We start from the raw sequence: 16599 nt of genomic DNA, 5'->3' as shown, positions 1-16599 counted from the left end.
GTATATTTGTAAGTAACAAACTATTTTCCAATGAAAAAATATTGCTGTTTCTTCTTACTACTTTTCACCTTTTTTGGTAATGCTCAAAATCTTCGTTTAGAAGACATCATGAAAGGCGATGAATTCATAGGTCACCAACCTGATAATCACCGTTGGTCAATCGATGGGCAAACCGTTTTATTTGATTGGAATCCGAATAACGAAATCGATAACAGCACGTATTTTTGGAACAAATCGAGTAAATCGCCTCAAAAAGTAACGACTTCAAATCCTATGTACGATTTGGATTTTATGGCAACACAGAAAGATTATGATGTTGTGTATTATACCAATCAAGGCGTTTTGTATGCGTATACCAAATCCACAAAAAAGATTAAAAAAGTCATTCAATTAGCAGACCGAATTGCCTCTGTTCAAAGAAGTAGTGATCCTAATATTATCTTTTTTCAGCAAAATCGCAATGTATATCAATTCAATACCAAAGATTTTTCGATTGTTCAATTAACGAATTTTAGAACTGGAAAAGAAAATAAATCGTCAAAAGAAGAAGATTCATTTCTAAAAGATCAACAAAAAGAATTGTTTCAATTTGTTCGAGATCAAGCAAAAGCAGACGATTGGTATGAAGCGCAATCCAAATCCAAAAAAGAGAAGTTTCCAAAAGAAGTTTTCTATGATAAATCTTCTTTAGAACAAATAAAAGCATCGCCTGACGGAAAATTTGTAACCTTTAGAATTTCAGATTATCCAAATCAGCCATCTACAAATGTTGAAAACTTCATCACCGCTGATGGATTTACGCGTCAAGAAAAAGCACGTGCAAAAGTTTCGGTAGAGGGTTTCAGTAAGCACAAATTCGGAATTTTCAATGTAGAAAAAGATACTACGTATTACGTTTCGTTTTCTAATTTATCAGGCATCAAAGACGCACCAAAATATTACCAAGAATATGAGGATTTAAAAGGCGATTCGGAATATGATATTCCAGTAGTAATGCAAAGTCCAGTGTATAGCAAAGACGGAAAAAATGCCGTGTTAGAAATCAGAAGTCAAGACAACAAACACCGTTGGATTGTACAATTGGATTTAGTTTTAGGAAAAATAACCGAGTTAGATCATCAACACGACGAAGCTTGGATTGGCGGACCTGGAATTCCAGGCTATAGTTTTAGTAGCGGAACTTTAGGTTTTATTGATAATGCTACTTTTTATTTTCAATCGGAAGCAACTGGTTTTTCACATTTGTACAAGTACAATTTAAAAACCAAGAAAAAAGAAGCATTAACAAAAGGCAATTGGGAAGTTCGAAATGTTCAATTATCGAATGATACCAAATCATTTTACATCATCACGACAACAACACATCCAGGCAACAGAAGTTTTTATAAATTAGACATCGCTTCTAAAAAAATGACCGGAATTTTAACAAACGATGGCAATTACGAAGTAGAATTATCTCCAGATGAACAAACACTTTTGGTGCGTTATTCGTATAAAAACAAACCTTGGGAATTGTATGTTGGTGCTAACAAGCCGAATTCCGATTTGAAACAAATTACGTTTTCAACTACGCCAGAATTCAAAAAATACAACTGGAAAACACCAGAAGTTATAACATTTAAATCGGAAGATGGAACGACAGTGTACGCTCGTTTGTACCAACCAAAAGTAGAAAACAAGAACAAAGCAGCAGTTATTTTTGTTCACGGCGCGGGATATTTGCAAAATGCACATAATTATTGGAGCACGTATCACAGAGAATTCATGTTTCACAATTTACTTACCGATTTAGGCTACACGGTTTTAGACATCGATTACAGAGCCAGCGATGGTTACGGTCGCGATTTTAGAACAGGAATTTACCGACACATGGGTGGAAAAGATTTATCAGATCAATTAGATGGAAAAAAATATTTAGTAGAAAAAGCAGGAATTGACGCTAATCGAGTTGGAATTTACGGCGGTTCGTATGGTGGATTTATTACATTAATGGCTTTGTTGACAAAACCTGGCGAATTCAAAGCAGGAGCCGCGTTACGTTCAGTTACCGATTGGGCGCATTATAATCACGGATACACGTCAAACATTTTAAATTTCCCAGAAACCGATCCTGAAGCATATAAGAAAAGTTCTCCGATTTATTTTGCGAATAATTTACAAGACAAATTGTTAATGTTGCACGGAATGGTAGACGATAACGTACAATTCCAAGACATTATTCGATTAACGCAACGATTTATCGAATTGGGTAAAAATAACTGGGATTTAGCTGTATTTCCAGTGGAAGCCCACGGATTTAAAAGAACGTATTCTTGGGTTGACGAATACCGAAGAATTTTAGACTTATTCAACGAAAATCTATTACAAAAATAAAATGCCACAGTTACTCGAATTAGGAACTAAAGCCGAAATGTTGGAGCAATTATCCATCATCCAACAATTATATCCCGATTATACGCTTGAAATTTATGGTGATTTGTTAGACAAAATGATTCCACATAATTACAAACAATTAATTGTAGTGGAAAACGGAATTACTATGGGTTTGGCAGGATTTTGGATAGGTACTAAACTATGGTCTGGTAAATATTTAGAATTAGATAATGTGGTGGTGCACGAAGATTATCGTTCCAAAGGAATTGGTAGTGTCATGACCGAATATCTCAATCAAAAAGCAATCGATGAAGATTGTAATATGATTGCTTTAGATGCTTACACGACCAATTTTGGAGCACAAAAATTCTACATGAATCATGGTTTTGTGCCAAAAGGTTTTCATTTTGTGAAATATATAAAATAGGAATTATGAAGAATTTAATTGTCGTTTTTTTGGTTGGTTTTTTAATATCATGTGGAACTGCGAATAAAGCAGAAGCACAATCTGAAATTGATGTTGCAGAAGCTTTTTATCAAGGTTGGACAGCAGGTGTTCGTGGTGGTGGTGGTGGAATTAATTTTAATTTAAAATTGAAATCAGAACTACCAGAAGGAGTAGAACTAAAACGCGTTATTTTTAAAGGTTTTGAAGCCCCATTAAGTCAACAAGATACTTTGTCTTATAATGCGGCAATCATAACAGGAGTTAATCAAGAAAGATTTGAAGGAGATAAAAAAAGCACATCATCTAGTCCAAAAAACAATATAGAACTTAAAGATAATGAGGCTATTCTAGTATTCTCAAAAAACGGGAAAGAATACCAACAAAAAATTACGAATGTAGTTGAAAAACCAGCTTTAGAATATCCTTCGGCAAGACCAAAGTTTTAATTATATTTGTTATACTAAAAAACGAATAATTTGAGTTCAGGTAAAAGTCTTTTCAAACAAACTTTAATTTATGGCATAGCAACAGTTTTGCCTAGAATGCTAAGCTTTCTTTTAGTAAGATTATATACAGATTATTTACCAACTAATGAATATGGGAAAGTTTCTGTTATTTTTTCATTTTTGGTTTTCTTTAATGTGATTTTATCTTATGGCATGGAAACGTCTTTCTTTCGTTTCTATAGTAAAGAAGAAGATAAAAATAAATTAATATCAACTTCAACAATCTCTCTTTTTTGGTCAACAATAGGATTTCTAGTTATATTTCTACTTTTCAGAAAAGACTTGTCAATTTGGTCAAGAATCAATTTAGAATACATCGTTTTCACAATTTGGATATTAGCATTAGATGCTTTGGCTATTATTCCGTTTTCAAAAATTAGAGCTGAAGGTCGTCCAATAAAATATGCAGTAGTTAAGATTTCAAATGTTTTAATTAACTTATCATTGAATGTTTTTTTCTTAGCATTTTTACCAAAATGGGCTACAAATACTGACAATGTATTTATTCAAACTATCTACCACGAAGACTTTCAAATTGGATATATTTTCGTGTCAAATTTAATCGCCAGTTTGGTTACATTAGTTTTCGTTTTACCCGATTATTTCAAAATCAAATGGCAATTTGATGTGGATTTATGGAAGAAAATGATGCAATACGGTTTACCTATTTTAGTGGCTGGAATTGCTTTTGCCATCAACGAACATTTCGATAAAATTTTATTAGAATGGATGGATATTGATTTGGCAGATATTGGAGCCTATTCGGCTTGTTACAAAATCGGAATGTTTATGGTGTTGTTCCGAACTGCTTATTCTTTAGGAATTGAACCGTTTTTCTTTAGTCATGCTAAAAATGAAAATGCTCCTCAGACTTATGCTACGATTACCAAATATTTTGTCATTTTTGGTTCGTTTATTTGCTTAGGCGTTATCGTTTTTGCCGATATTTTAAAATTAATTTTGGTAAATAACCAAAGTTATTGGTCTGCAATGAATATTGTTCCATTAATTGTTTTGGCGAATTTCTTTTTAGGCATTTACACAAATTTATCCGTTTGGTACAAGTTAATTGATAAAACCAGAATTGGTGCTTATATTTCAATTGTTGGAGCAATAGTAACTTTAGTTTTAAATCTACTTTTAATTCCAATTATCAGTTACATGGGTTCTGCAATTGCTACTATTTTGGCTTACGGAACCATGATGTTCATTTCGTACTACATGGGACAAAAAAAATATCCAATTCCATACGATAAGAAATCGATTTTCACTTATTTGGGATTGGCAATAGTGCTTTCGGCAATTTCATTTTATGTACCCATTTTACGTGAAACTTATGTATTCGGAATTGCATCTATCTTGTTTTTTGCTTACTTTGTATACCGAAACGAAAAAGAAACTATTTTAACGATTATCAGAAGAAAATAATATGCAAATTAAAATCATCAATAAATCAAATCACGAGTTACCAAACTATGAAACCATCGCTTCAGCAGGAATGGATTTGCGTGCGAATATTTCAGAACCCATAACCTTAAAATCATTAGAAAGAACCATTGTTAAAACCGGACTTTTCATTGAATTACCAATCGGTTTTGAAGCACAAGTGCGTCCAAGAAGCGGTTTAGCAGCAAAAAAAGGAATCACCGTGTTAAACTCACCAGGAACTGTCGATGCAGATTACCGTGGAGAAATCGGTGTGATTTTAGTAAATTTATCCAATGAAGATTTCGTAATCGAAAACGGAGAACGCATCGCACAATTAATTATCGCCAAACACGAACGCGCAGAATGGATTGAAGTATCAGAATTGTCAGAAACTTCAAGAGGTGAAGGTGGTTTTGGAAGCACAGGTGTAAAATAAGTGTTCAGAAAAAACATCAAAAATATAATCTTAGCGAACTTTGCGAAAAACCTTTGCGAGCTTTGCGTTTAAAATATAAAACATGAAAATAATCGTGCCAATGGCAGGTCGTGGTTCACGCCTTCGCCCACATACATTAACCATTCCAAAACCATTAATTCCTGTAGCAGGAAAACCAATCGTTCATAGATTAGTAGAAGATATTGCCGGAGTTTTAAATCAGAAAATAGACGAAGTTGCGTTTATTATTCATGAGAGTTTTGGTAAAAAAGTAGAAGAAGATTTAATTGCCATTGCTCAAAAATTAGGTGCAAAAGGAACTATTTATTATCAAAACGAAGCCTTAGGAACAGGTCACGCGATTATGTGCGCCAAAGATTCTTTAAGCGGACCAGCAGTTATTGCTTATGCTGATACGTTAATTCGTGCTGATTTTGATTTGGATACTTCAGCCGATAGCGTTATTTGGGTAAAACAAGTCGACCAACCAGAAGCTTTTGGTGTGGTAAACTTAAATTCAAACGGAGAAATTATCGAATTGGTAGAAAAACCAAAAGAGTTCGTGTCGGATTTAGCGGTTATTGGAATTTACTATTTCAAAGATGTTGCCGTGTTGAAAAACGAATTGCAATCGGTATTAGATAACAACATTATCCATGGTGGCGAATACCAAATTAACGATGGTATTAAGCAAATGATGGCAAAAGGCATGAAATTTGTACCTGGTAAAGTAGACGAATGGATGGATTGTGGAAATAAAGATGTTACTGTTGAAACGAACACAAGAATGCTAGGGTTTTTACATAACGATGGCGAACATTTAGTTGATTATGATGTGAAATTAGAAAATTCAACTATTATTCCACCATGTTACATTGGTGAAGATGTGGTATTGATTAATGCAACCGTAGGGCCAAATGTTTCATTAGGAAAAGGATGTCACGTGATTGATACTACCATAAAAAATAGTTTGATTCAAACACACGCACATATTAAAAATGCCAAATTAGACAACGCAATGATAGGAAATCACGCGAGTTTTGATGGTAATTTTACAAGTATTAGTATCGGAGATTATTCGGTTTTAGAATAATGTTTAATTGAATGTTAAAAAATGAGTTTAGGAATTTGTAGTGTAAATAATAAGCACTTAAAATTGATGATGATTTTTTCATCATTGAGTTTGCTAATGGCTTTAATTAGTTGTAATAAAGACAATAAAAAAATAACTTTAAAAACTGAAAATAACTACAAACAAAAAACCATATCAACCAACAATGATTTTTTAATTTATAAAAAGGGCGTTTCTGATATAAAAATTGGTGAGAATTTACCTGATAAAATAAACAAATATGAGTATATTAAATCTCATAAATTAGTTGAAGAAGGAAATGTAGAACCAATAGTCAAAATATGGCATAATAAAGATACATTATTTGAGGTGAGTTTTGTTTATGATTTAGAAAATCAAAATTTTAATGATAAGATTTCTGAAATTTTAATAAAAAGTCAAAAGTTTAAAACTAAAGAAAACATTGGTGTAACATCTACTATTGAAGATTTTATTAAAGAATATCCAAACTATTTTATTTGGTACACTTATATTAGCAATAATTATGTAATACAATCTAAAGATTTAGAGATACAATTTTTGCTTAATGAAGAAGATTATATTGGTAAAAAAGATTTAATGTCAGGTGATATGGTTGAATTAGAATTAACGGATTTTAAACCTTATTCAAAAATTAAAGCAATAAGAATCTTTTAAAAAAGATTGATTTATAGTTTATGGATTACATAAATTTTGATGATAATTTTACAAGTATTAGTATCGGAGATTATTCGGTTTTAGAATAGATGATAAAGAAAAAACACATAGCTTTATTTACATTCCTGCTTTTCAGTTTTGGGAATCTCTTGTTTGCGCAAGAAAATCCTGATGCGATTGCATTGGTGGATGACCAATTGGAAAATAATTTTTACGAAGCCATGAAACAACGCGGCATCGAAAATTACGATAAAGCTATTGTGGCGATTCAAAAATGTATTGAAAAAGAACCCAAAAATGCGGCATTTCAATATGAATTAGGCAAAAATTATTTGAGCCTAAAAAATTATGTTGATGCGGAAAGTGCCTTCAAAAAAGCGGTCGAGTTAGACAACAAACAACGTTGGTATTGGAACGGATTGTACGATGTGTATTATCAAACTAAAGATTATCAAAAATCTATTCCAATTGTAGAAAAATTAATTGAGTTTGATTCCAACATGAAAGAGGATTTGGTTTCGCTTTACATGAATACCAACCAACACGGAAAAGCTTTAGAATTATTGAAAGACATGGAATCGAAATCCAAGTTGACCAGTACAATGGAGTACTACAAACTGAAGATTCAAGAATCAAATGCCTATACAAAACCACAAAAAGAACAATTAGAACAAGCAATCAAAAAGAATCCAAAAGACGAACAGAATTACATTGATTTGATTGTTTTATATACGAGCTTCAACCAAGAAGACAAAGCCTTTGAAGTGGCAAAACAATTGGAAAAAGAAATTCCAAATTCCGATTGGGCGCATGTAAGTTTAGTGAAATTCCATTTGAATAATAATGATGGTACGAATGCTTCAAAATCAATGTTTAGAATCTTAGATAATGACCGAATGGATTTAAAAATCAAACACCGTGTTTTTAATGAGTTTTTGATTTTTGCAGTTAAAAATCCAACGTATTTAAAAGATATCGACAAAGCAATTCCATATTTTGATAACGACAGAGAAATTAATGTAGCTAAAGAAGTAGCTAAATTTTTCTGGAAAAAGAACGATTTAGAAAAAACTGCGTATTATTTCGAAAAAGGACTTAAAAAAAATCCAGAAGATGTAGAAGCGATGGAATTGTATTTAGAAATATTAATTCAAAAACAAGATTTTCAATTGGTAAGCAAGAAAGCAGAAGAATATTTGGAATCTTTTCCAACGCAATCGGGTTTTTATTTTTATGCTGGATTGGGTTACAACAAGTTGAAAGAATTTAAGAAAGCTAAAACCGCTTTAGAAAATGGCTTGGATTTTGTAGTGGAGAACCAACCATTAGAAGCTAATTTTTACAAACAATTAATTATAAGTTGCGAAAATTTGAATGATATGGCTAAAAAGGAATTGTATACCAACAAATTAAAGCAATTACAAAAATAAATGAAATCAATTATATCTGCCATTTTAATATTCTTTGTAGTAGGTTGTAAATCTAAGCAAGCGGTTGCATCAGCAGCGGCAAATGATAATACTGAGGTAACTAAGGTTATCAATGGTCACTATGCGAACGAACATAATTTTTCAACGTTAAACATTAGAGCTAACGCTAAATATGAAGATGAAAAACAGTCTCATTCTATGAATGCAGATATTCGGATTAAAAAAGATGAGATCATTTGGATTAACATAAAATTCTTAGGAATTCCGATGGCAAAAGCAATGATAACTCCAACCCAAGTGAGTTATTATGAGAAGATTAATAACACGTATTTTGAAGGCGATTTCAGTTTGTTAAGTAATTGGTTAGGAACCGAGTTAGATTTCAATAAAGTTCAAAATTTGTTTTTAGGAAAAGCTTTAGATGATTTAACAAAAGACCAGTGGATTTCTGTAGTGGTTGAAAAAATGTTTAAGTTGTCTTTGCCTACAAGTTCAGATGTTTCTAAAGAATTTTATTTTGAAGGGGCTAATTATTTATTGAAAAAAGAAACTATTAATCAGGAAAGTAAAAATCGAAGTTTAGAAATTCGTTATCCATCTTATAAAGAAGAAAATGGGATGTTTTTGCCAAATGAAATTAACATTAAAGCAGAACAAAAAGATAAAGTAACAATTGATATTGAATATAAGCATACAACATTTAATGAAAAATTGAGTTATCCTTTTTCAATACCTAGTGATTACACCGCTATAAAAATCAATTAATTTTTTATTTAAGTAAAAAAACTACCTTTGTAAAAATCTATATTGCATGAACCAATTCGTTAAAATTTTATTTTTCTTTTTTATCACAACAATGTGTTTTGCGCAACCTTCTGAACAGCAAAAGTTAGAAGAACGTAAGGCACAAATTCTGAAAGAAATTTCAGAAAATAAATCTAGATTAGAATCGGAAAAAAAGAAAGAAAAATCGGTTTTAAAACAAATTGATCAGCAAAAACAATTGATTCAACTTAGACAAAAATTGTTGAATACAACGGCAAAGCAAACTCGATTACTTAGTGATGATATTTATTTAACTCAATTGGAGATGAATAAATTAAATCGAGAATTAAAAGTATTGAAGGAAGATTACGAAAAAATGATTGTCAAATCATACAAAAGTAGAAACGAGCAAAGTCGTATTATGTTTATTTTGTCTTCTGAAAATTTTTTACAGGCCTACAAGCGTGTTCAATATATGAAGCAATATGCTGATTTTAGAAAAATGCAAGGAGAAGAAATTAAAATTAGACAACAGAAACTAAAGCAAGCTGAGATTAATTTAGAAAATAGTAAAAAAGAAAAAGAAAAAGTTCTAGTTCAAACAGAAAAAGAAAAGCAAGAGCTTGAAAAAGAAAAGCAAGAACAAGAACGCTTAGTTAAATCGATACAAAAAGATAAAAAGAAAATAGCAGCAGAGATTACTAAAAAGCAAAAAGAAGCTAAAGATATTGATGCAAAAATTAAAAAATTAATTGCTGCAGAAATTGCTGCCGCTAATAAAAGAAATGCTGAAAAATCAGGAACTACTGCGCCAAAAGCTGGAACTACTGCCGCTTCTAAGTTTGTATTATCAGCAGAAGGAAAAGTAGCTTCAGATAATTTTAAAGCGAATAAAGGAAAACTTCCTTGGCCGGTTGTAAAAGGATATGTTTCTTTACCTCACGGAGACCAACCACATCCAGTTCATAAAAATTTAACAATTCACAATAGTGGTGTTGAAATTTCTACTGAGCCAGGTTCTTCTGCAAGAGCAGTTTTTGGTGGTGAAGTATTACAAGTGCAAGTAATTTCTGCTAACAATAAAGCGGTTTACATTCAGCATGGAGATTTTATCACCGTTTATTTAAACTTGTCTTCGGTAAGTGTTACTAAAGGACAAAAAGTAAGCATCAAACAAAATATTGGAAAAATTCATACCGATTCATCTGGCAAAGCTGTTATTAAGTTTTTAGTGTTGCAAAATACCACTACTTTAAATCCAGAATCTTGGTTGAATATGTAAAACAAAATGAGGTCTAATGGGCCTCATTTTTTTTGAATTCCATATTATTTGTATTTTTATATTATAATTACAACACATGAATTTAGCGAACATCAAAATACTTCATATAGATAGCAATCACCCACTACTTTGGGAACAATTAGAACAAGCAGGATTTCATAACGAAGCTGATTTTATTTCATCCAAACAAGAAGTAGAAGCCAAAATTGAAAATTACCACGGAATTGTAATCAGAAGTCGCTTTAAAATTGATAAAACCTTTTTAGATAAAGCCACTAATTTACAATTCATCGCTAGAGTTGGTGCAGGATTAGAAAGTATCGATTGTGATTACGCTACAGCGAAAGGAATCCATTTAATTGCTGCTCCAGAAGGAAATGCTAATGCAGTCGGTGAACATGCTATCGGGATGTTATTATCGCTTTTTAACAACTTGAACAAGGCCAATAACGAAGTGAAATCCGGTCAATGGAAGCGTGAATCCAATCGCGGACATGAGTTAGAAGGTAAAACCATCGGAATTATTGGTTATGGCAACATGGGAAAATCATTCGCAAAAAAGCTTCGTGGATTTGATGTTACTGTTTTATGCCATGATATTTTACCGAATATGGGCGATGCCAATGCCACTCAAGTTTCACTATTAGAACTTCAAGAACGAGCTGATGTTTTAAGTTTACACACACCATGGACACCCGAAACCGATAAAATGATAAATTCGGATTTCATAATTAAATTCAAAAAGTCATTTTGGTTGATTAATACCGCAAGAGGAAACTCAGTTGTAACAGCAGATTTGGTTGAAGCCTTGAAATCAGGTAAAATTTTAGGTGCTGGTTTAGATGTTTTGGAATACGAAAAACTATCTTTCGAAACATTATTTGAAGGCGAAAAACCAGCCGCTTTTGAATATCTTTTACATGCCGAAAACGTATTGTTAACACCACATATTGCAGGTTGGACCTATGAAAGTCATCAAAAGTTAGCGCAAATAATTGTAGATAAGATCAAAAGTGTTTACCTATATTAGGTTGTAACAAAATTTGACAACTTAGACTTATAAGTAATATTTTTATATATTCGTAAAAACTAACTAAAACAAAAAACAAATGGAAGTAACCAACCAACAAGAAACTTGGAATCAGCCAAACAACAACATTCCGGTATTTAAAGTTGACCCAATTATGGTGTTATTATTAAGTTTTATAACTTGTGGATTATATTTAATCTATTGGAACATAAAAGTTTCTGAAGTTATAAATGCAGTATCAAACAGAGAAGTAATTTCTACACCAGTAGCTGTTTTTTCAGGATGTTGTTTGCCTGTAAATTTATATTTTTATTATGTTTTAGGTAAAGATGGTTTGCCTAATGTTTATAAAAGAACAGGAGAATTAGATAAAGATCAATCGACTTTGTTAATTATTTTAGGTTTATTCTTTCCTTTTGCAGCAGCAATGATTGTTCAAGGAGATGTTAATAGATTATACAATTAAAAATTTTGTTTTAAATAGAATTTTAGGTATTACAGGTGCGGCTTTAACACTTGTAATACCTTTTTTTTTATGGCTGCAAAACACGAATCATTCGTTAGATAATGAACAATCATTTTGCCCATTAAAAGCGACCACTGGTTTTCCTTGTCCTTCATGCGGAATCACAAAATCAATTGTTTATTTTTATGATGGGAATTTATGGAAAAGCTTGAGTTTCCACCTTTTCGGCCCTTTGGTTGTTGGGTTTTGTATTTTTATAATTGTTCTTTTTTTGGTAGAAATCAAAACAAAAAAAACCTACTTTAGAGACTGGTTTTATAATCGAAAATTAGCATATTATTTAGCAGCTTTTTTGATAGGATACCACATTATAAGATTAATCCTTTTTATACAAGAATATTCGTGGGATGAAATAGTACAACAAAGTATTTGGAAATAAAGGTTATAATTTAACATTAATCAACATAGTATGTTTCAATGGTATAAAAAAGTAGTTTTTGAAAATTATGCAAATTTCAACGGGAGAGCAAGACGTTCTGAATATTGGTACTTTGTTTTATTTAATATGATTTTTGCAATCTGTGCTTATTTATTAGATACAGTATTAAATCTTAATTTCGAGCCAGGCGCAGGAGGACCTTTTTATGTTATTTACATATTAGGTGTCTTTATACCTGGATTAGCAGTTGCAGTCAGAAGATTGCATGATCTTGACAAAAGCGGTTGGTTTTTCTTAATTGCTTTAATACCTCTAATAGGTCCAATATGGTTATTAGTGTTGTTTTTTTCAGAGGGAACAAATGGAAGAAATAATTACGGAGAAGACCCAAAAAATAATGGCAGCGAGATAAATGAAATAGGTAAAGAATAAATGTAAAAAGGCTAATCAATCGATTAGCCTTTTTCTTTTCTTTCCAATTCCGCTTGAAACTCTTCCATTACGGGTTTCATGGTACTTTCAGGAATATCAGATATTCGAATATACATTAATCCGTCAACCGCATTGTTGAATAGTGGATCCACATTAAATGCAACCACTCTTGCGTTTTGTTTGATATATTTCTTAATTAAAACTGGCAAACGTAAAGTTCCAGGTTCTAACTCGTCGATAATTTTGTCAAATTTATTTAAGTCTGACTCGGTTTCGTTAAAAACAAAATCTTTATCAGCGTCTTTTAGTTTTACTTTGAATTCTTTTTTCGGATGCACATATTGCGCAATATACGGATCGTAATAATGCGACTTCATGAATTCAATCATTAACGATTTTGAAAACTCAGAAAACTGATTGCTAATACTTACGCCACCAATCAAATATTTATGTTCAGGATAATGTAAAGTCGTGTGAACGATTCCTTTCCATAACAAGAATAACGGCATTGGTTTTTGTTGGTATTCTTTAATAATGAACGCTCTACCCATTTCGATAGATTTACTCATCATATCATACAATTCAGGTTCAAAACGGAACAATTCATGTAAATAAAAACCATCAATTCCGTGTTTTGGATAAATATGCGAACCTAATCCCATACGATAAGCGCCAGCAATACACTGTGCTTCTTCATCCCACAAAAACATGTGATGATAGTATTTGTCGTAAGCATCTAAATCTAATGATTCGTTTGTTCCTTCACCTACTTCTCTAAACGTAATTTCGCGCAAACGACCAATTTCGTGTAAGATATTCGGAATTTTATCAGCGGTTACGAAGTAAACTTCATAATTTTTACTTTGTAATAAGCGGTAATCACCATTTTTTAGAAAAGCCATCTCTTCTAAAATTTGATCATGATTTGCTGGTTTCGCAATTTGCTTTGGAGGTTTTGGAATACTTAATTTTGGTAAATTAATTTTACTTTCCTCTTCAAAAGCATTTGAAAGCATGTAGGTTTTTTTACGTAAGAAATCCCCATACGCTTCAATATCTTGGTATTCGTTTTGTTCTGCTACCGAAATAGGTTTTCCAATACGAACTTTAATTACTCTATCTTTTTGCGTTAGTAATTCACTTGGTAATTTTGCAGTTCTAAGTGTGTCATTTATTTTAGATAAGAAGTAAAATAATCTACTATTCTTAGCATGAAAATAAATAGGAATAACCGGAACTTGTGCTTTTCGAATCACTTTAATTGCGCCTTCTTCCCAAGGTTTATCTACGACTAATTTACCATCTTTATAAGTAGAAACTTCTCCGGCAGGAAACATTCCTAATGGTTTTCCATCGCTTAAATGACGTAACGTTTCCTTAATTCCAACAACACTTGATTTTGCATCTTTATGATTTTCAAACGGATTAACCGGCATAATGTACGGTTTCATTGGTTCGATGCGGTGCAATAAAAAGTTGGCGATAATTTTGAAATTAGGTTCTCTTTCAAGCATTAATTTCAAAAGTAAAATACCGTCAATTCCGCCAAGTGGATGATTAGAAATAGTAATATAAGCGCCGTCTTTTGGTAAACGTTTTAAATCTTCTTCGGGGATTTCGAACTTGATTTGGAATTCATCTAAAATAGCATTCAAAAATTCCAATTCACTCAAATGTTTGTTTCGGTCATAAATTTTGTTCAGCGAAGAAATCTTAAGCACTTTCATGAGCAACCAGCCCGAGAAAGTCCCGAAAACCCCATATTTGTCAGCATTAATTGCCTTTGCAACTTCTTTAGCAGTAACTAAACCCATTTATAATTTGTTTATTGAGCAAGAAACAAAGATAAGAATTTTGATGAATTTTCAGCACTTTTCATTTGCTAATAAAAAAGACGATTTTGTTATATTTTTTAGTAGCTTGATAGTTAGTGAATTATGAAATCGATGAAATCTAATCTTTATTTTTAAAAACCTTTTTCTTATATTTGGTCAAAAGCTATAGTAGTAAATGAAAATCATATCATACAACGTTAACGGAATTCGAGCAGCCATTACCAAAGGTTTTTTAGAATGGTTGCAACAAGCAAATCCCGATGTTATTTGTCTTCAAGAAATTAAAGCTACCGAAGACCAAATTCCAAAAATCGAAATTGAAGCAGCAGGTTATCCTTACCAATATTATTTTCCAGCTGAAAAAAAAGGGTATAGTGGTGTGGCAGTTTTGTCAAAAATCGAACCTAAAAATGTAGTTTTCGGAACTGGAATTCAGCACATGGATTTTGAAGGAAGAAATTTACGAGTAGATTTTGAAGACGTTTCTATTATGAGTTTGTATCTTCCATCTGGCACAAATATTGATAGATTAGATCATAAGTTCATGTTCATGGACGATTTTCAAAACTATGTTAATGAGTTAAAAAAAGAAGTTCCAAACTTGGTAATTTGTGGTGATTACAACATTTGTCACGAAGCAATCGATATTCATGATCCAATAAGAAATGCAAAGATTTCGGGATTTTTACCTGAAGAACGCGCTTGGTTAGATGGTTTCATGAAAAGCGGATTTATAGATACCTTTCGTCATTTAAACAAAGAACCACACAATTATAGTTGGTGGAGTTACAGAGCTAATGCTCGAAATAATAATAAAGGTTGGAGAATCGATTATTGTTTGGCAGCCGAACCTTTGAAAGATAAAATTCAAAGAGCATTAATTTTGCCAGAAGCCAAACATTCCGACCATTGCCCAGTTTTAGTAGAAATTAAATAAGAATCAATTAATCAAAAACGATAATACTAATGATTAGAAAAATTGCCCTTGCCTGCGTAGTTTTAAGTTTAACTACTTCATGTGTTTCTAAAAAAATCTATCAAGATTTAGAAAACAAATATGCCGATTTAAAGAAAGAACACAACGCTTTATCTGACGAAAATGGATTACTAAAAACCGATAAAAATCAGTTGGAATTAGATAAAAATAATCTTCAAACGGAATTAGATAAAACAAAGGCTGAACGCGATAAATTAGCGGCAGATTACGCTGCTACCAAAAAGAGTTTAGATAATTTGAAAGCGTCTTATGCAGCTCTTGAAAAAGACAGCAACGATGCTTTAGAAGCTAATATTAACAAAAACAGACAATTGTTAGCCGAGTTAGAAGCAAAACAAAAAGCTTTAGCAGCGGAACAAGATCGTTTAAACAAATTGAAAAAAGATTTAGAAGCTTCGTCAACTCGTTTAGCCGAATTAGAAAAAATGATGGCTGACAAAGAAGCGGCTATGAAAAAACTTAAAGAAACTTTATCTAAATCCTTAAAAGCATTTGAAGGTAAAGGTTTGACTGTAACTGAAAGAGATGGAAAAGTATACGTTTCTATGGAAAACAAATTACTTTTCGAATCTGGAAGTTGGACAGTTGGTTCAGAAGGAAAAAAAGCAGTGGATTTAGTTGGGAAAGTTTTAGGAGATAATCCAGACATTTCAGTTTTAATTGAAGGGCATACTGATAATGATAAAATCACAGGAACTATTGGTGGTGGAGTAGAGAACAACTGGGATTTATCAACAAAACGTGCCACAGCAATCGTAAACATTTTATCAGCGAATGCTAAAGTGAAAAAAGAAAACTTAACAGCTGCGGGTCGTGGTGAATATGCGCCTTTAATGAGCAACGAAACGGCTGAAGGAAAAGCAAAAAACAGAAGAATCGAAATCATCTTAACGCCTAAATTAGATGAAATTTCTAAAATGTTGAATGATCTATAACATTTCATAAAAGATTGATAAAAAAGGCT

The 16599-nt window shown here is 32.0% G+C and carries 17 protein-coding genes; 16 read left to right on the top strand and 1 reads right to left on the bottom strand.

All coding sequences use genetic code 11. The annotated features are described in order from the left end of the window. Positions 1-30: 30 nt before the first annotated feature. From OJ995_RS00925 to OJ995_RS00860, 14 genes are all read left to right on the top strand, one after another. Positions 31-2373 carry a S9 family peptidase gene (locus tag OJ995_RS00925; protein WP_264367720.1) on the top strand — a complete coding sequence of 781 codons (2343 nt, stop codon included), beginning with the start codon at positions 31-33 and terminating at the stop codon, positions 2371-2373. A gap of 1 nt (position 2374) precedes the next feature. Further along, positions 2375-2800 carry a GNAT family N-acetyltransferase gene (locus OJ995_RS00920; protein ID WP_264367719.1) on the top strand — a complete coding sequence of 142 codons (426 nt, stop codon included), beginning with the start codon at positions 2375-2377 and terminating at the stop codon, positions 2798-2800. Positions 2801-2805: 5 nt separating this feature from the next. Next, positions 2806-3267: a hypothetical protein gene (locus OJ995_RS00915; RefSeq protein ID WP_264367718.1), complete on the top strand. Its 462-nt coding sequence runs from the start codon at positions 2806-2808 to the stop codon at positions 3265-3267. 30 nt (positions 3268-3297) lie between these two features. After that, positions 3298-4755 carry a lipopolysaccharide biosynthesis protein gene (locus tag OJ995_RS00910; protein ID WP_264367717.1) on the top strand — a complete coding sequence of 486 codons (1458 nt, stop codon included), beginning with the start codon at positions 3298-3300 and terminating at the stop codon, positions 4753-4755. A gap of 1 nt (position 4756) precedes the next feature. After that, positions 4757-5191 (top strand): dUTP diphosphatase, encoded by a 435-nt coding sequence (dut, locus tag OJ995_RS00905; RefSeq protein ID WP_264367716.1) that lies wholly within the window; start codon positions 4757-4759, stop codon positions 5189-5191. A gap of 82 nt (positions 5192-5273) precedes the next feature. Then, positions 5274-6284, top strand: coding sequence for a sugar phosphate nucleotidyltransferase (locus OJ995_RS00900; protein ID WP_264367715.1), 1011 nt, complete (start codon positions 5274-5276; stop codon positions 6282-6284). Between the two features lie 21 nt (positions 6285-6305). Continuing rightward, positions 6306-6959: a hypothetical protein gene (locus OJ995_RS00895; protein WP_264367714.1), complete on the top strand. Its 654-nt coding sequence runs from the start codon at positions 6306-6308 to the stop codon at positions 6957-6959. A gap of 89 nt (positions 6960-7048) precedes the next feature. Further along, the gene (locus OJ995_RS00890) at positions 7049-8389 is read left to right on the top strand and encodes a tetratricopeptide repeat protein (RefSeq protein WP_264367713.1); all 1341 of its coding nucleotides are present in this window, start codon (positions 7049-7051) and stop codon (positions 8387-8389) included. Further along, on the top strand, positions 8390-9154 hold the full coding sequence (lolB1, locus tag OJ995_RS00885) for a lipoprotein insertase outer membrane protein LolB1 (RefSeq protein ID WP_264367712.1): 765 nt from the start codon (positions 8390-8392) through the stop codon (positions 9152-9154). A gap of 46 nt (positions 9155-9200) precedes the next feature. Further along, positions 9201-10436: a murein hydrolase activator EnvC family protein gene (locus OJ995_RS00880; RefSeq protein WP_264367711.1), complete on the top strand. Its 1236-nt coding sequence runs from the start codon at positions 9201-9203 to the stop codon at positions 10434-10436. Between the two features lie 76 nt (positions 10437-10512). Beyond that, positions 10513-11466 (top strand): 2-hydroxyacid dehydrogenase, encoded by a 954-nt coding sequence (locus OJ995_RS00875; RefSeq protein WP_264367710.1) that lies wholly within the window; start codon positions 10513-10515, stop codon positions 11464-11466. 79 nt (positions 11467-11545) lie between these two features. Beyond that, a complete protein-coding gene (locus OJ995_RS00870; protein ID WP_264367709.1) occupies positions 11546-11932 on the top strand; it encodes a DUF4234 domain-containing protein in 387 nt (128 codons plus the stop codon). Continuing rightward, positions 11910-12371, top strand: coding sequence for a DUF2752 domain-containing protein (locus tag OJ995_RS00865; protein ID WP_264367708.1), 462 nt, complete (start codon positions 11910-11912; stop codon positions 12369-12371). Before OJ995_RS00870 ends, OJ995_RS00865 begins: the two co-directional genes overlap by 23 nt. A 30-nt stretch (positions 12372-12401) precedes the next feature. Continuing rightward, on the top strand, positions 12402-12803 hold the full coding sequence (locus OJ995_RS00860) for a DUF805 domain-containing protein (protein WP_264367707.1): 402 nt from the start codon (positions 12402-12404) through the stop codon (positions 12801-12803). A gap of 23 nt (positions 12804-12826) precedes the next feature. Here the strand turns inward: OJ995_RS00860 and OJ995_RS00855 are convergent, their stop codons facing one another. Beyond that, entirely contained in the window at positions 12827-14617 is a 1791-nt protein-coding gene (locus OJ995_RS00855) for a GNAT family N-acyltransferase (RefSeq protein WP_133608788.1), read from the bottom strand. Between the two features lie 196 nt (positions 14618-14813). Here OJ995_RS00855 and OJ995_RS00850 point away from each other — a divergent pair, with 196 nt between their 5' ends. Both OJ995_RS00850 and OJ995_RS00845 read left to right on the top strand, forming a co-directional pair. Next, the gene (locus OJ995_RS00850) at positions 14814-15575 is read left to right on the top strand and encodes an exodeoxyribonuclease III (protein WP_264367706.1); all 762 of its coding nucleotides are present in this window, start codon (positions 14814-14816) and stop codon (positions 15573-15575) included. A 29-nt stretch (positions 15576-15604) separates the two neighbouring features. Then, on the top strand, positions 15605-16570 hold the full coding sequence (locus OJ995_RS00845; protein WP_133608784.1) for an OmpA family protein: 966 nt from the start codon (positions 15605-15607) through the stop codon (positions 16568-16570). Positions 16571-16599 lie beyond the last annotated feature (29 nt).

Origin of the sequence: Flavobacterium lacisediminis, from assembly GCF_025909975.1 — a bacterium.
Classification (GTDB): Bacteria; Bacteroidota; Bacteroidia; order Flavobacteriales; family Flavobacteriaceae; genus Flavobacterium; species Flavobacterium lacisediminis.
The sequence above is the reverse complement of the archived record's forward strand: the minus strand, read 5'-3'. Positions and strand labels throughout refer to the sequence as shown.

Bases quoted from the DNA above. Each gene is read 5' to 3' on its own strand.
- OJ995_RS00925 (WP_264367720.1), top strand. From the start codon at position 31: ATGAAAAAATATTGCTGTTTCTTCTTACTACTTTTCACCTTTTTTGGT.
- OJ995_RS00920 (WP_264367719.1), top strand. From the start codon at position 2,375: ATGCCACAGTTACTCGAATTAGGAACTAAAGCCGAAATGTTGGAGCAA.
- OJ995_RS00915 (WP_264367718.1), top strand. From the start codon at position 2,806: ATGAAGAATTTAATTGTCGTTTTTTTGGTTGGTTTTTTAATATCATGT.
- dut (WP_264367716.1), top strand. From the start codon at position 4,757: ATGCAAATTAAAATCATCAATAAATCAAATCACGAGTTACCAAACTAT.
- OJ995_RS00900 (WP_264367715.1), top strand. From the start codon at position 5,274: ATGAAAATAATCGTGCCAATGGCAGGTCGTGGTTCACGCCTTCGCCCA.
- OJ995_RS00895 (WP_264367714.1), top strand. From the start codon at position 6,306: ATGAGTTTAGGAATTTGTAGTGTAAATAATAAGCACTTAAAATTGATG.
- OJ995_RS00890 (WP_264367713.1), top strand. From the start codon at position 7,049: ATGATAAAGAAAAAACACATAGCTTTATTTACATTCCTGCTTTTCAGT.
- lolB1 (WP_264367712.1), top strand. From the start codon at position 8,390: ATGAAATCAATTATATCTGCCATTTTAATATTCTTTGTAGTAGGTTGT.
- OJ995_RS00880 (WP_264367711.1), top strand. From the start codon at position 9,201: ATGAACCAATTCGTTAAAATTTTATTTTTCTTTTTTATCACAACAATG.
- OJ995_RS00875 (WP_264367710.1), top strand. From the start codon at position 10,513: ATGAATTTAGCGAACATCAAAATACTTCATATAGATAGCAATCACCCA.
- OJ995_RS00870 (WP_264367709.1), top strand. From the start codon at position 11,546: ATGGAAGTAACCAACCAACAAGAAACTTGGAATCAGCCAAACAACAAC.
- OJ995_RS00865 (WP_264367708.1), top strand. From the start codon at position 11,910: ATGTTAATAGATTATACAATTAAAAATTTTGTTTTAAATAGAATTTTA.
- OJ995_RS00860 (WP_264367707.1), top strand. From the start codon at position 12,402: ATGTTTCAATGGTATAAAAAAGTAGTTTTTGAAAATTATGCAAATTTC.
- OJ995_RS00855 (WP_133608788.1), bottom strand. From the start codon at position 14,617: ATGGGTTTAGTTACTGCTAAAGAAGTTGCAAAGGCAATTAATGCTGAC.
- OJ995_RS00850 (WP_264367706.1), top strand. From the start codon at position 14,814: ATGAAAATCATATCATACAACGTTAACGGAATTCGAGCAGCCATTACC.
- OJ995_RS00845 (WP_133608784.1), top strand. From the start codon at position 15,605: ATGATTAGAAAAATTGCCCTTGCCTGCGTAGTTTTAAGTTTAACTACT.